The organism is Nostoc sp. PCC 9305 (assembly GCF_963920915.1).
In the GTDB taxonomy this organism is placed as follows: domain Bacteria; phylum Cyanobacteriota; class Cyanobacteriia; order Cyanobacteriales; family Nostocaceae; genus Nostoc.
This window is the reverse complement of the sequence record NZ_CAWUDN010000034.1, coordinates 23106-36484: the sequence shown is the minus strand read 5'-3', so window position 1 is coordinate 36484 and position 13379 is coordinate 23106. Positions and strand designations below refer to the sequence as shown.

The window sequence follows — 13379 nt, the reverse complement described above, 5'->3', positions numbered from 1 at the left end:
ACTGCTCCTTTGGTGCAAAAACTCTATATGTCTTTCAAAATAGATCGTGGACTATTTAAATATGATTTCATAGATCATCACGCAGTGCTGTGCGTTCCAGTTGATGCCGATGTCAAAGAGATTCGCAAACGCTATCTCCAAGTCGCCCGCCGTTTGCACCCAGACAGTAGTCTTACTGAAACTGCTGCTCAAAAACATCTCGGTAACGAATTGTTATCAAAGCTGGTTAACCCGGCTTACGAAAAACTTGCTGGCGATCGCACTCGCACTGAATATATTCTAATTTTGTCGCAAATTGGCAAGCGTCTGGTACAAGAGTCTACTTCGGTAACTCTAAATACCGACTTGGGTAGACAGTTAGTTGAGGCGGCTAATATCGATCATTTTTATAAAACTGCGATCGCGAAACTAGCCCAAACCCAATATGATTCTTTAGAACAAGCGCAGCAAGTGATTGCCCAAGCTAGTGAGTTGAATTTAGTGTATTTAATGCGGAGTGCGGGTAAATCAGCAGCGCCGCCATCTGCTCAACCCAAAGCCCAATCAGGTACGCCTCAGCCAAATACACCAAAAAATACACCATCAGCACCAACACCAGCCCCACCAAAAGAAGACTTGATTGTAGAACAGTATATTCGTCGCGCTCAATCTTTGATTGACAAAAATCAATTTGCCCCAGCCAAAGTAGAGTTGCAAGAGGCCCTGAAACTAGAACCAAAAAATAGTCGTTGTCATAGCTTAATTGCAATGGTGTATTTGAAGCAAAATCAGCTAAAAATGGCCAAAATCCACTTTGACAACGCTCTAAAATTAGATCCTGGTGACGAAACGGCTCTACAATGGAAACCTAAAATAGATAAGGCTTTAGGACAACAACCTAGCGATCATAAGGTGACTTCATCCCCCAATAATGGAGATAAGCAACCAGAGAAATCTGGTAGTGGTTTGTTCGGTGGTTTGTTTGGTGGGAAGAAAAAATAATGGTGTATCAACCAGCAGCGGGAGCCAGGGATTTATTGCCCTTGGATGTGGAGAAAAAACGCTGGATTGAAGATCGATTACAGCATGTGTTTCACCGTTGGGGATATCACATGATTATCACCTCGACTTTAGAACGGATGGATACCCTGATGGCGGGGGAAGCAATCCAGCGTCAGATGGTGATTCAACTACAACAAAATGGCGAAGATGATGAATTGGGGCTACGTCCAGAATTAACAGCATCTATTGCTCGTACTGTTGTGACTCGGATGGCTGGTGTCACTTATCCACAACGGTTGTATTACAACGCCAATGTGTTTCGCCGCACTTGGGAAAGTAGGCATAATCGCCAGCAAGAGTTTTATCAAGCTGGGGTGGAGTTGTTAGGTACTGGCGGATTGCTGGCAAATGCCGAAGTACTGCTGTTAGTAGCAGATTGTTTAGCAGCATTGGGTTTGCAAGGATGGCATTTAATTTTAGGTGAGGCGGGAATTACCCGCTCGCTCCTGAGTGCCTTTCCTGCTAATTTACAAGATCGAGTTCGCAGTGCGATCGCTCATCTTGACCGCATCACCATAGATAATTTACCCCTAAGTGACAAACTCCGCGATCGCGCCCAAATCATCATGGATTTGCGCGGCCCAAGTGCAGACGTGTTGCAAAAAGTTAGTGGTCTCGATCTAGATGAAGAACAGCGAGAGGCAGTAAATAACCTCAAATCCCTAGTAGAATTACTAGAATCAGAGAAAAAACTTCCGTTAATTCTCGACCTCAGCCTGATCCAAACCATAGACTACTACACTGGTATCGTCTTTGAAGTTGTCAACGATACCGAATCCCAAGCCAGAGTTTTAGGGCGCGGTGGTCGCTATGACCAGCTTTTGGGGCTATATCATCCTCAAGGAGAAAACATTCCCGGAATTGGTTTTGGACTAAGTATCGAAGATTTATACCAAGTTCTGTTGTCTACTCAGCAATTACCACAAGAAACTCCCGCGAGTGACTGGTTGGTAGCACCAGAGACAGCTAGTGCTAACGCCGCCGCCTTTGTCTACGCGCAAAAACTCAGAGATTCTACTGATTTGGTGCGAGTAGAAATTGACTTGGGGGGAAGAGATGCAGAGGCGATTCGCCAATATGCAAGCGATCGCGGCATTGCCCAAATTGCCTGGATCAAAGCTGATGGCTCACCAAAAATAGAACCATTGCGTTAGTGGGTATAGGGGAATGCCACTAAGAAAAGATACAGCCCTTGCTCTAACTGGAACAAGCCTCTAGGCTGGGAACCCATTCTGGGAGGCTCCACCTCCAGTAGCTTGACAAGAGGCAGAGCCTCTTTAAATGCATTCCCAGCCTGGAGGCTGGGAACGAGACGACACAAGCCTTGGAGCTTTTCTTAGTGCCATTCGGGTATAGGGAGTGAGGCAGAGGAGCAGTACTTCTCTACGAGAGGCTGCGCCAACGGCTACGCTCATTAACCGAAGGGCAGAGGAGATAAAACTTTCTCCCCTGCTCCCCTGCTCCCCTGCTCCCCTGCTCCTCTGCTCCCCTGCTCTCCCCTCCCCTGCTAGGCTAGAAATAGCCGATACAGAAAAGAGGGAATCGAGAACATGCCGCATACAATTGTTACAGAAGTCTGTGAAGGCGTTGCAGACTGCGTAGATGCCTGTCCAGTAGCTTGTATTCATGATGGCCCAGGCAAAAATACCAAGGGAACTGATTGGTATTGGATTGACTTTGCCACTTGCATCGACTGTGGCATCTGTCTCCAAGTTTGCCCTGTAGAAGGGGCGATTCTTGCAGAAGAACGACCAGAGTTGCAAAAAACTCCGTAATAGTCCATAGTCAACAGTCAATAGTCAATAGTTATGTTTGACTTGACTGTTGACCAATGACCAATGACAAGTGACCAATGACAAATGATTATTTATTAGAAGTTCAAAATGTTCACGCTGGATACATCAAAGATGTAGATATCCTGCAAGGTGTGAATTTTCAGGTTGCACCAGGGGAATTGGTGACAGTGATTGGCCCCAACGGTGCAGGTAAATCTACTTTGGCAAAAGCAATTTTTGGGCTTTTGATCCCCCACACAGGCACAATTACCTTCAAAGGTGAAAATATCGTGGGGTTAAAGTCCAATCAAATTGTGCAACGAGGAATGTGCTACGTACCGCAAATCGCCAATGTTTTCCCCTCCCTCAGTGTTGAAGAGAACTTGGAGATGGGCGCTTTTGTGCTTAACGTTCCCCTGAAACCAATTAAAGATAGAATATTTACTATGTTTCCTAGACTAAGCGATCGCCGTCGTCAACGTGCTGGTACTCTCTCTGGAGGAGAACGCCAGATGCTAGCGATGGGCAAAGCTTTGATGTTGGAACCTGGTTTGCTGATTTTAGATGAACCATCTGCTGCTTTGTCGCCGATTTTGGTGACACAAGTGTTCGAGCAGATTAAACAAATTAATCAGGCAGGTACTGCGATCGTATTAGTAGAACAAAATGCCCGTAAAGCTTTAGAGATGGCTAATCGTGGGTATGTATTAGAATCGGGACGTGATGCGATCTCCGGCCCTGGTGAAGAATTGTTGAATGACCCGAAAGTGGGTGAGCTATATCTGGGAGCAGGTAAGAGACATTAACCCTTTTTTATCACTCTTGCCCCATTCAACATAACACCAGCTTAATATCGGAGCTTCACCAGTCTATAGCGATGACTAGGTTGGGCTGCGCCGACGCTATCTATAACTAATACAAAAGCCATAACATTACCTGCCACTGCCGCGACCGTCGTTTTCGATGCTCAAAGAATTCTCCCTAATAATCCGTTTCTAATCACATCTACAGCTAGTCGAGAGGCAAAACAGGACATTCATTCAGGAAAAACTGACAAAAACGTAAATTACCCGGATTTACCAAAATCCCATTCGCAATTCGCAATTCTGAATTACGTCATGGATGGGTATTTAGACCCCAACCATAAATTAAATGTATGGGTATCCCAAAATATATCGGTCGAATTAAAGAATCTGGAGGGACTTATTCGCCGTCATAGCAGTTTTTATATTGGATTATATGGATGGATATGGAAGATTCCTACAAGTTAGTTGCCGAATTATTGACGCTAAGTCGTAACAAGGACAAAGGGCGATGAGGCTTATTTTATCTGCATCCTAGCCCAAGTTGTAGCCCCTTAAGCTTGCACAGAGACGTAAAGGACAGAGAAAGAAACTCTCTGGATTCTTTGCGTCTCTGGGATTATTTTTATCTTGGGCGTCCCAATGTAGTGATATATAAAGCAGCTTCATCAGCAGGAATACCCAAAACTTCATTTACTTGATCGTCAAAGAATCCACCGATACCACTGACGCCTACATTCAGGTGCATTGCTGCTAAATTCAGGCGTTGTCCCAAATGACCGGCATCCATGTGCAAGTAACGGTAAACGCGATCGCCATATTGTGCGATCGCAGCTTTCAAGTCGGCTGTATGAAATAACACCGCTGCTGCATCCCGCCCTAATTCTTGTCCCAAACAGAGAAAATGTAACTCTCGCCGAAAGTTTTTAAACCGGATTTGGCGTAATTCTTGGGCTTTGGGCGCGTAATAGTAACAACCCGCCTCCAGTCCTTTGACTCCGCAAACAGCAATGAATGTTTCGATTAAATTTAGATCGAAGTAGTCTGGAGAAATATCTAAGCTTTGGTCGATGTAATTTTGCGGTTGATAAGTGAAATCTAGTAAACTTTTCAATTCATCGAAGCTTAAATCATCACCATTGTAAGCGCGGGTAGAGCGTCGCTTATACATAGTGGTTTCCAGTTCTGATAGTTTTTGTCCCCAGTTTATCGGTGCGGTGGTGGTGGGAATTTTTAAACAGAAAGGAAAATTGTATTTATCCTCTAAAGATTTTTCTTGTTTAATAGTTGGTAGATTAAGATTACCAGTTACACCTGGTTGGATCTGGGTGTGTCGATGGAAATATGTTAATAGTTCGCCATCAGGGATTTGAGGATAACTAGTTTCAGTAGCGGAAGGTAAAGCAGTACATCCCAATGGCAAATTTTGATTAACATCTAACAAGTCTGCCAGAGGTAAGACAGCGATCGCACCTTCTTGTTGCGGATCGATATAAAGCAGATCGTTAACTGATTCATCCACAAAACCGCCGATTAAATGAGGGCGATAATCAGTAATCGCAGCAGCTAACTCGATATTACCCAACAGGTGTCCCGTATCCAGAAAAATCCGCCGATAAGCCCGATCTTCATAGCGCCACGCAGAACGATAGAATACCGCAGTCACAATAATTGCTAATTGGGTATTTTCTAAAGAAGGATGCCAGAAACAAGCTGCTTGAAGAGTTTGCCAAACATCACTTTCCCAATAATGCATGAGAGAATGAGTTCGACACTGGTAGTTATATAGACCAGGCGGCAATAACGACGTACCACGGGAAACCACATACACTTCAGCAGGGTATAGTCCGCCTGCACTGGGAGCAGCGCGTAAATACACTGCACTACCCATAGAAGGCATTTTCGCCGTCAATCCATAACTGCGAAACAATAGCCGTGAAAGTCTTTGCCACCATAGAGCATCTGGGTTATTAGCATAAGCCTCTGCTCTTTCTTGGATATAGGGTTTGAGATCAAAAGTAGAGCCAATTTTGTACTCTTTGAAGGGCACTGGCTGTTTAGTCCAGTCTAAGCGCTGACTTTTGGAAGCGAGAGTCTCAGGGTTGTATTTAGTCCGTTCGTGATAATGCTGGGCAATCGATTGGTGTAATTCTGGCATAGTACTTTTAATATCCTTGGGGCATCCTTTTCTTGATCTTGGCATTCATTAGCCTCATTGTTTCGTGTCAATTGGTACAATCCTCAGAGTCATAAAGTGGTAAATGGTAACAATTGAATTGGGCATTGGTCATTTGTCATTTGTCATTGGTTATTAATTATCCTCCCCTGCCCTCCTGCCCCTCTGCTCCCCATCTTCTTTCGCAGTACCATATAAACGCAAAACTATCTAAGCCTAAATGTGCAATGATACCTGTACGTCAAACTTTATCAAAGCCTGATATCCAACTTTCTTATTTAGAATGGAATCAAGGTCAAGAACCTTTACTGCTGTTACATGGCTTAGGCGATCATGCTCTAGTGTGGTCTAGTTTAGGAGATTACTTGGCGGCGGATTACCACATAGTTGCGCCAGATATGCGCGGACATGGCCAAAGTAGTAAACCAGAGATAGATTATAGCTTTGAGAGTGCGATCGCAGACCTGGAAGCACTCATGGATAGTCTTGGATGGACTTTTGCCCATATTGTAAGTCACTCGTGGACAGGAAAATTAGCCGCCATCTGGGCAAGACAAAACCCAAAGCGTTTACGGAGTATAATTCTCGTCGATCCGATTTTTATCTGGAAAATGCCCAGTCTTTTCAGGGTAACTTTCCCGATGTTATATCGCTTCTTGCCTTTTCTTAAAAGCATGGGCCCCTTTGCCAGTCACGAAGAAGCCGAACAACAAGCACGGCAATTAAAGCAATATCAAGGATGGAGTGCCTTACAGCAGCAAGTCTTCCAAGCAGGAATAGAACAAAAACCCGATGGGAGTTGGGGCAGCAAATTTACCATAGCCGCCCGCGACGGCATTTTTGAGGCAGTGATGCAAGTGCCCGGTTTTACAATTCCCCTTGACACCTCTGCCCTATTCGTCCAGCCAAAACAAGGACTAAACCGCCAAAATTGGCAAATTCAACCTTACAAAACCTATCTTCAAAACTTACGTATCTGCCAAGTTCCCGGCAATCATTGGCCATTTTTGACACAACCAGAGGCATTTAACCAAACTGTGGCAGCTTTTTTGGCAGAACACAGATCAAAAATCTCATGATTATTAGACGGGATTAGTCATACAGCAACAGAAGAATTAATAGGAGCGGATGTCTAGGAGGATTGGGCATTGGGCATGGAGAAGAAACAAGGGAGACAAGGAAGAGGGGGAGATAAAGGAGAGATTTATTTAATAATTCCCCCTTGTCCCTCTTGTCCCCCTCATCTACCTCATCTCCCTCATCTCCCCCCACTCCCCATTCCCCACTCCCCACTCTCCTGTTATGAGCCTTTGTATCAATCCTGTTTGCCCTAAACCAAATCACCCAAATAATCATCAAAACCGCTTTTGTCAAAGTTGTGGTTCCCATCTAGAATTGCTAGGGCGTTATCGGGTGACGTGCCTGTTGAGTGACAAAACAGGTTTTAGTAAAGTTTATGAGGCATACGAGCAAGATACCCCCAAAATTCTCAAGATACTCAAAGAGGATTTATCAGGCGACGCCAAAGCAGTAGAACTATTTCAGCAAGAAGTAATGGTGTTGGGACAATTTAAGCATCCTGGAATTCCCAAAGAAGATAGTTACTTCCAGTATCAAACCCGAAATGGTTTAGTGTTGCATTGCATTGCAATGGAAAAAATCGATGGCTACAACTTAGAACAGTGGCTACAGCAGCAAAATAGCCCCATATCCCAAGAACAAGCCATAGACTGGTTAAGACAGTTGATAGAAATTTTAGATGTAGTACATAGCAAACAGTACCTACATCGAGATATTAAGCCATCTAACATCATGATTAGATCCCCCCTTAAGCAGGGTTGGGGGAATCTAGTAGTGATTGATTTTGGCACCGCCAGTGAAATTAATAAAACCTACCAAGACCAACTAAGCAATGGCGACAAGATGACAGCACTTATGTCATCTGGCTACAGCGCCCCAGAACAAATGAATGGTCAAGCAGTACCGCAGTCAGATTTCTTTGCTTTGGGACGCACGTTTGTATTTTTGCTGACAGGACACCATCCTTTGGAGATGTATGATGTCCAGCAAAATTTGTTGCACTGGCAAAATCATCCGACCCATGTTTCACCCTTACTATTGAATTTAATTGATTGGCTAACAGCATCAGATATAGAAAAACGTCCTACCAGTACTCAAGAAATTTTGCATTCTCTAGAAGAAATAGAAACTCAATTAACAGAAACTACTCCGACAAATAGTAATATCCTAGAATCTTCTAACCTTGAACATTTAACTGTAGATATTAATAACAACTCATTACCTCCAAATAAGCAGCCGGAAAAAGTGCCGCTATTGGCATTTTTTGCAGTTCTATTATTAGTATTAGGATTGCTTAGTATAGTGGCTTTAGCCACACGAAAATCAGATTTACCTGACACATCTTATTACAGACAATATCCAGAAAAGAAAGGTAATATCGATTACTTTTCTTATCAAGAAGGTAGGGATAGTCAGGGAAGGATAGCTGAATTTAATATAGCAGTTTTATCGCTAAAATATAAATGGCTTTTAGGTAGCAACTTTCAAATTAAATCCAATGATGAAATTATTAGCGTTGACCTTTTAAAGTTGAATTTAGAACAAGAAGGTATAGAGAATATAATGGAAGCTCCCAATGAGATTATCTCTGTCGGTACAGCTTCTTGTAAAGGTGATAGATCAGTTCAAGAACGTGTGGCTTTAGAACGTTCAAAACAAATACAACTTTTGGTTAAAAATTTATTTATTAATACACCAAGTGTCAAAAGTTATCGCTTATTGAATTTGGGTCAATTTCAACGGAGTGATTGTCAGGCAAATCAGGATTTAACTACATATCAGACAAGTGTGATAATTATCGGTGTTAAAAGAGAATCATCAGGTGTCATTATTGACGAGGCGCTACGGAATAGGTTAGAAAAGAAGCCTTTTGCTGATTTTAAATTAGAAGATTATTCTTTGGGATCTGCACAGAAGTTTAAGACTATACCGAGCAATTTATAAAATCTCTAGCAAAGTAAAAAAATCAGTCTATAGGCATATCTCTTATGATTAGAGCAGCAGATATCAGCACTCATCGATTAATCAGCCTTATAAACAACTTTCGCCTGTTTGGGATGAACCCGCTACCTACTTATTTATCTTTGTTGACAAATTACTAGTAGCGTCTTCCAGACTAACTAGGACGGTTATTCGCACCGTGAATTTTTAGCATGATTTGTCAAAATAAAAGATAACCGGAGGTTCAAAATATGAAATTTTCAATCCAATCACTTTACACCTGGTATCGCGATGTGCTTCGTAACCCCAAATACCGTTGGTGGGTAATTTTAGGAACGTTGGTCTATTTGGTCAGCCCATTTGATGTTCTTCCAGATTTTATACCCGTTGTGGGACAGATTGATGATGTTTTCCTTTTGACTCTGCTAGTTAGTGAAGTGTCTGGGCTAGTAATTGAAGGCTGGAAAGCTCGTAAGGGTGAGGTGGATGCTGAAGTACCTAATACTACTGAGGGTTCTACCTCTAGTGGAAGCACCATTGATGTTGATGCTGTTTCGGTTAAGTAGTTTTAATAAAACCCCTGCTTTTGGAATTTGAGGTGGGGGATATTTTTTTTTAACGCAAAGGGGCGCGGAGGGAAGCGCGGAGGTTCGCGGAGGATGAGAGGGAGTAAGAGGAGGAGTTAGAGATTGTTGGCTACGCGTTTGATGCCTTCTTTGAGGTGGAGGACGTTAAAGTTGAGGAGAAGACCTAGTTTGCAGTTTGCAAGTTTGAGATAGGTTAGGAGTTGAACGGAGTGAATTGGGTGGAAGGACTCTACAGATTTAATCTCTACAATTACTTGGTTTTCGACAATCAAATCTAATCGATAAACACATTCCAATTGCACATCTTGATAAACTAAGGGCAATGGAATTTGCTTACCAACATTCAATCCGGCTTTCTTCAACTCATAATCCAAGCACTCCTCATAAGCCGACTCCAACAAACCAGGCCCCAAAGCAGTATGCACCCTCATCGCACAACCAATAATCACCCCACTCAACTCATTCTCTCTCATCCTCTGCGTTCCCCTGCGCTTCCCTTTGCGATCCTTTGCGTTTAAAAATCCTTCACAAATTCCGTCAAGAACCTGAATGCCTTCAAAATATAACTAGCGCAATCTCTAGGAGAAGTATTGTAAAACGATCGCCACGCACTCGCTTTATCCTCATCATAGCGATCGCTGCGTTGACTATGATTTTCTAACCATGCCAATCGCACTGCATGGCCGATTAACACATCCAACACCATATATTCTTCAATTTGCAACTTGGGATTATTGGCAGCGATCGCAGCTAATTCGATTAATGCTTCAATATTAACTTGGCGATATTCTGGAGCTTCGATTTTATTCAGCAAATGCTCAACCAACAGAGCAAAATTTCTTTCCCCTGCTGTCATTTCCGACAGCATTATCTCGCTATCTAAACGATTGCGCCGCTCTAGTTTATCGCCAATTACTAGACCTTTGCAATGTTGCATTAATAGCCAAACTTGTTTAAAAAATTCTTTTGGTACGCGCCCCGTCGCACCTTCAGCTTGGCGAAACCGTCGCCAACCACCTGGCGGAACTTCTATCCCTTCGGCGATTCCTGGTAACACCACCCAAGCAATATCACTTTCTTTTTGTTTGACGTGCAGTGATTCTTGCTGGCGCAACAGGTTACTCATGCCAGTATATCCAGTTAATACCTGACGCAAGCGCACTTTAACTTCAAAGGGTGAAAGTTGCATTAAGTAATCGTAAGCTTCATCTTGAGTAACGTGTAATTCCCGCGCTAGTTCGCTGGTTATCAGCAGGATGAGATAGCCGACTCTCAGCGTGAGTAGTCCCTGAAATAGTTCGGGTTCGGAGCGAATTAAGATACCAAGATAGATTAAAATCTCTTGAGTAAGGACGCGATCGCGGATATCTTCACGACAAAAATGGTTAATTTTATCGGCAATTTCATCGTGGGACATGGGTACGGTAATTAAGGACGCTTCGCTGTAAGCTTTACCCACAGCAATTTGCTTGCCCCGTACCAAAATACTCGTCACTGCATCTGATAGGCTGATATCAACCATTTGGCGTAACCCCGCAGCGCGACGCACTACTGCCCAAATGCCTAAATCTCCAGCTTTGGTATAAACTTCATCGAGTAAATCGCCTACGGTGACAGGATATCCTGGCCCACCATATCCGGTATCAAATTTCATTCCCTGTAAGCGAGTTAAAGTTTGCAATAACTCAATTTGTTCGTAGATATTTTCTGATGAACGCAAATGGGAAAGTAATAACCCAAAGTTGGTTTCACACTCCACTTGAAATTCTTGGGTATGTCCTAAGCGCCAGTTTTTCTCAGGGTGATACGCTAAATAATAGCAACGTGGGCTAGCATTTTTTACTGGCGATCGCGAAAATTCTGCATTGGGAAGAAAATCAATTCTTTGGATTCCGGCTGTCAACATTAGCTGATTTAGCCGCCCTAATTTCACCCGTACACCATTACAAACACCATCTTTCAGTTCTTGCATCAGTTCTAGTAATGCTTCAGAACCACTTTCTAACATGGTGTGCGTCAACATTAAAGTTAAGGTAGGACGCCCTAAATCGCTCCAATATTTTTGAATGTAAGCTAGTTCGCTTCTAATTTGATCCAGTAAAAAATGGTAGTCAAGGGTTAAGTAAAACTGTTGAGAATCTGAAAATGAAGGCAAAAATACAATTGTTTCACCGCTAATCCGAAAGATTCTAGATGTTGTCAAACTCCGCAGTCGCCGCACTGGCCGCCCAGTTAAACCAAGTTTGTTATTACGTCCAATTTGGGTATAAATAGCTGAGAATTCTCCAGCTTTTCTCACCTGAATCGGTTCTACTTGGGCAGGTGTTTGGGCTTCAATTCCGTGAACTTCTAGTTTCGTTTGTAAATCTTCATCTTCTGCTAATAAGGCAATTTGTACCAATGCTTCGCGCTGTTTTCCTACACACAAATGTCTTCCCAAAGGGTCGATATCACCAACCGCCAGTAAACCTTCACTCAACATTTCGCCAAGAAAATATAAACTCTGTGCCCACACTAAAGGAATATTTTCATTGGGCAAACGTGGTTGCGTTTGAGGTGCTAACTTTTCTGCCTCTATATTTTCTGCTGGAACATAATAAAGTTCTGGCAATAAACGCAAACCATCTTGTTCTATGAGTAATGATTCTAAAAGCTCTTGGTATTTTTTAACTTGTTCTTGTTCGCCGCGAAATAATCCATCTAGAACTAAATAAGTGAAAAATAACGGCCATTCACATTCAATATGCTCAAATTGCTTGAGTTCCCACGGTTCGTAGTGCAAGCGCTGATGATCTTCTAAAACGGTTTGGTGTCCATCACGCAGAAAGCGTTTGCAGCCGTACTTACCTGCGAGTTTATTGATAATATCGTTTAGAGTGCGATCGCGTAACTCCAAATTTTCCACTGCAAAGGCAGGATAACTAATAATACTTAATAGCGCCGCATCAATTTCTTTGGAACCAGATTCTCTCGGTAATAACGATTCTAGAGTAATCCGGGCGCGGGCAATTTCATCTGGTAGCACATGAATAACCGATGCTTGACTACCCCGCACGCCAAACAAATCCAATCCGTTGATAGCTTCTAAAGCAGCTTTTGCCATGCCTACAGAACTGGCATTTAACTCAGCACTACCACGATTAATTTTATTCCCACGTTCCCAAATGCCGTAATCTGGTGTGCGGTAAGCTCGTCCAATGTAGTAAACTAAATTTTGGACGAAATTCACTTCATCAATGGTATAAATTATTTGCAATCCTGCTGCCGTCATTTGCCCCAAGAACAGTAAAAATATAGATGTGGCATCAAGTTGCAAATGTCCCCATTCATCATCACCAACAACAATATCACCAGTGGCGGTATTATATTTGGCGTGCAGTCCATCCAGTAGCGATTGAGTATGTTTAAATGTCTCTACTTTATGAGCCTGTCGCATCATCGCAAAAAGTAACCCGCGCATCAATTTGATGACACTGTGTTCTAGTTCATAGGTGCGCCCTTCATCGTCGTCAATCTTGCGGTATGCAAGTCCTAAACCCCAAACTGCCAAAATGCTGTAAACGTTGTCTCGCACCCAGGCATCTGTATAATCGCCGTGGGCTGTAATCGCTGTGCTTGCAGGTAGTAAACCCGTAATTGGATTTTGACGAGCCAGGATAATCGTTTTGATTTGCTGGTAGTAATAGTCTAGGCGAGAGAGCAATTTGGTAGATGTTTTCATGGTTGGGTTTAGAACTACTTGCAAAATTTGACCCTGTGACTGTCAAGTGAATTACCTAAACCAAGCCAGAACAAGTTCTGTAATGGTTGATGGGACAACAGCTAAAGGTGGTGTGAGTTTATTATTATCTCCTGTTAATACGCCTCTGGGTACTGAATTTTAGCGATTTTATTTCGGCGTGGCACTGGCGAAATAGTGAAAAATTGGGAAGATTTTTGGGTGTGGTCAGAATTACGTGCTATGAAGTGCAATCTA

At 42.9% G+C, this 13379-nt stretch carries 10 protein-coding genes; 7 read left to right on the top strand and 3 right to left on the bottom strand.

Going from position 1 to position 13379, the window contains the following annotated elements:
• The first annotated feature begins 27 nt into the window (after positions 1-27).
• The 4 genes from ACM0OX_RS14885 (at position 28) to ACM0OX_RS14870 (ending at position 3622) form a co-directional block, all read left to right on the top strand.
• The gene (locus ACM0OX_RS14885) at positions 28-981 is read left to right on the top strand and encodes a J domain-containing protein (RefSeq protein WP_414515734.1); all 954 of its coding nucleotides are present in this window, start codon (positions 28-30) and stop codon (positions 979-981) included.
• Entirely contained in the window at positions 981-2195 is a 1215-nt protein-coding gene (locus ACM0OX_RS14880) for an ATP phosphoribosyltransferase regulatory subunit (protein ID WP_414515732.1), read from the top strand. Before ACM0OX_RS14885 ends, ACM0OX_RS14880 begins: the two co-directional genes overlap by 1 nt.
• 396 nt (positions 2196-2591) lie before the next feature.
• Positions 2592-2816 (top strand): indolepyruvate ferredoxin oxidoreductase subunit alpha, encoded by a 225-nt coding sequence (locus ACM0OX_RS14875; protein WP_094353237.1) that lies wholly within the window; start codon positions 2592-2594, stop codon positions 2814-2816.
• Positions 2817-2893: 77 nt separating this feature from the next.
• Positions 2894-3622 (top strand): ABC transporter ATP-binding protein, encoded by a 729-nt coding sequence (locus tag ACM0OX_RS14870; protein ID WP_334843948.1) that lies wholly within the window; start codon positions 2894-2896, stop codon positions 3620-3622.
• Between the two features lie 622 nt (positions 3623-4244).
• Here the strand turns inward: ACM0OX_RS14870 and ACM0OX_RS14865 are convergent.
• Entirely contained in the window at positions 4245-5777 is a 1533-nt protein-coding gene (locus ACM0OX_RS14865; protein WP_414515729.1) for a SagB/ThcOx family dehydrogenase, read from the bottom strand.
• A 245-nt stretch (positions 5778-6022) separates the two neighbouring features.
• On the opposite strand from ACM0OX_RS14865, the gene ACM0OX_RS14860 reads away from it, so the two are divergent.
• The 3 genes from ACM0OX_RS14860 (at position 6023) to ACM0OX_RS14850 (ending at position 9382) form a co-directional block, all read left to right on the top strand.
• Complete coding sequence (locus ACM0OX_RS14860; RefSeq protein ID WP_414515727.1) at positions 6023-6874, top strand: alpha/beta fold hydrolase; 852 nt, start codon at positions 6023-6025, stop codon at positions 6872-6874.
• 223 nt (positions 6875-7097) lie between these two features.
• Positions 7098-8819 carry a protein kinase domain-containing protein gene (locus ACM0OX_RS14855; protein WP_414515726.1) on the top strand — a complete coding sequence of 574 codons (1722 nt, stop codon included), beginning with the start codon at positions 7098-7100 and terminating at the stop codon, positions 8817-8819.
• Between the two features lie 248 nt (positions 8820-9067).
• Positions 9068-9382 (top strand): YkvA family protein, encoded by a 315-nt coding sequence (locus ACM0OX_RS14850; RefSeq protein WP_414515725.1) that lies wholly within the window; start codon positions 9068-9070, stop codon positions 9380-9382.
• A gap of 116 nt (positions 9383-9498) precedes the next feature.
• Here the strand turns inward: ACM0OX_RS14850 and ACM0OX_RS14845 are convergent, their stop codons facing one another.
• Both ACM0OX_RS14845 and ACM0OX_RS14840 read right to left on the bottom strand, forming a co-directional pair.
• The gene (locus ACM0OX_RS14845) at positions 9499-9876 is read right to left on the bottom strand and encodes a GxxExxY protein (protein WP_194047259.1); all 378 of its coding nucleotides are present in this window, start codon (positions 9874-9876) and stop codon (positions 9499-9501) included.
• A gap of 41 nt (positions 9877-9917) precedes the next feature.
• Complete coding sequence (locus ACM0OX_RS14840; RefSeq protein WP_414515723.1) at positions 9918-13124, bottom strand: glycoside hydrolase family 15 protein; 3207 nt, start codon at positions 13122-13124, stop codon at positions 9918-9920.
• Positions 13125-13379: the final 255 nt, after the last annotated feature.